The organism is Desulfofundulus sp. (genome assembly GCF_049701015.1).
GTDB lineage: Bacteria > Bacillota > Desulfotomaculia > Desulfotomaculales > Desulfovirgulaceae > Desulfofundulus.
This window is the reverse complement of the sequence record NZ_JBNATZ010000389.1, coordinates 1-1,589: the sequence shown is the minus strand read 5'-3', so window position 1 is coordinate 1,589 and position 1,589 is coordinate 1. Positions and strand designations below refer to the sequence as shown.

General features: G+C 60.7%; 2 protein-coding genes. Both read right to left on the bottom strand.

What is annotated here, in order from left to right:
* Positions 1-1,061 (bottom strand): hypothetical protein (locus ACPLUI_RS14725; protein ID WP_424660990.1); only part of this gene is annotated, 1,061 nt, incomplete at its 3' end.
* Positions 1,061-1,589, bottom strand: a 529-nt coding sequence (locus ACPLUI_RS14720) for a hypothetical protein (protein WP_424660989.1), incomplete at its 5' end; no start/stop codon positions are given. The genes ACPLUI_RS14725 and ACPLUI_RS14720, both read right to left, overlap by 1 nt.

Here is a 1,589-nt window from a genome sequence, read left to right as displayed (position 1 = left end):
ATGGTCCCGGCGGCACCGGCCAGGCGCGGCCTGGTAACGCCGACCTCCACGCCTTCCGGCCCGGCGGTGAAGTCCGGTGTAAATTCCCTCGCCGGGGGAAGCGATTTGACACCCGGGAGGGCCGCCGGCTGCTGCACTTCTCCTTCCGGCAGGGCCGCCTTTGGTCTGCCGATGTGGACGGCGCCGCCCGGTTCGGCGGTGAAGTCCGGTTCAAGAGTGGGGCCGGGTTCGGCGCGTGGAGGTTCCTCTGCGGGGAGTGCGGCGCCTTTCTCTTCTCCAAACAATCTTGACGCGACCCGCCCCGCCCCGTGGGAGAGTGCACCCAGCAGGGCATTCTCCGCAACCGCTTTAAGCATGTCTTTCGCGGAGGGTGACCTGTCATTCAGTGCCGAAGTGCCCGCCTCATAAGCCGCGCTGCCGGCGGCCATTTCTGCGGCGGTACGCAGGGCAGGGTGTACGGAAGCAGGGAGGACCCTGTTCACCGCTTTCGTACCAAGACCCCAGAGTTCTCCACCGGCTGACGGAGCACCCGGTCCCGCACCGACAAACCCAAGCGCGCCGCCCAGCAGGTCAGCCGCTACTTCAGCCAGCCTGCTGCCCAGTCTGGTGTGGGTGGGCGAAGGAGTGGCAAAGCGTACCTCATTTTCCGCTTCCGCCATCCGGTGCATAAACTTGCCCACCGGTGTCTGGCCGATGGCATGGAGGGGTGCGGTGAGGGCAAGCATGGCCCTCGTGAATGTCGGGTGCTTCGCAGCAAACTCGGGGTTGATGTTCATCTGTTCCATTTCCCGCGCCGTCGGCATCCGGGCCGGTGCTCCGAACGGCAGCCAGCCCCCTACCCGCTCGTCCAGGGAAGTGTACCAGCTCTTCCGCGGCTTTCTGTCATGGGGACTTGCAGAGGTTTTTGTTGTCCCCTTCTGCGCTTCACGTTGCAAAGCTTCTTCCCACGCCTGCTTTCGGTCTAGAAACAACCTATTCTGATCTGTTGCATCGCGCAGTGCTCGTTCCCAGGCTTCTTTGCGACTTCCATACGGAAGGTAAAGCTCTTCACCGGCCAACATCAACGCCCCCATGTGGAAAGAGTCTCATATGGGTGATAGCTCTCCGTAATCTGTTTTTGGATCTCAGCGTAAACCTCGGGATCGAGTTCGCCGGCTTCCATATTTCGCCGGGCCTGCATCAAGAAATCAATAGGCCGCTTAAATAATCTCAGGTTTTTAGAAATGTACTCACTGGCCTCTTCTTTGGCGTTTTTCTCTGCTTTTCCTTGCTGCTGCAATTTCTGCCGTTCCAGGTTCTGTTGCCTCGTATAATACTCCCGCTCCCATGTTGGTTTCCCTTGATAATAACCGGTTAACCCGGCTTTTTCTTTTTGTTTCAACCAATCGACTTTCTGCTGTTCCACAGTGGGCGTGCCGGGCTTGAAGGGGATGTAGAGGGGGTTGTTCATCTGGTGCATCTGGACGGCCCTCACCAGGCTGTCCAGCGCTGCCTGCCACCCCTGGCGCGGCACTTCCTCGCCGTAGCGGGGCGCCGCTGTGCCCGCCGCGTTCTGGCGCGGCATCAGGTCGTCGCGCACGACGTAGACG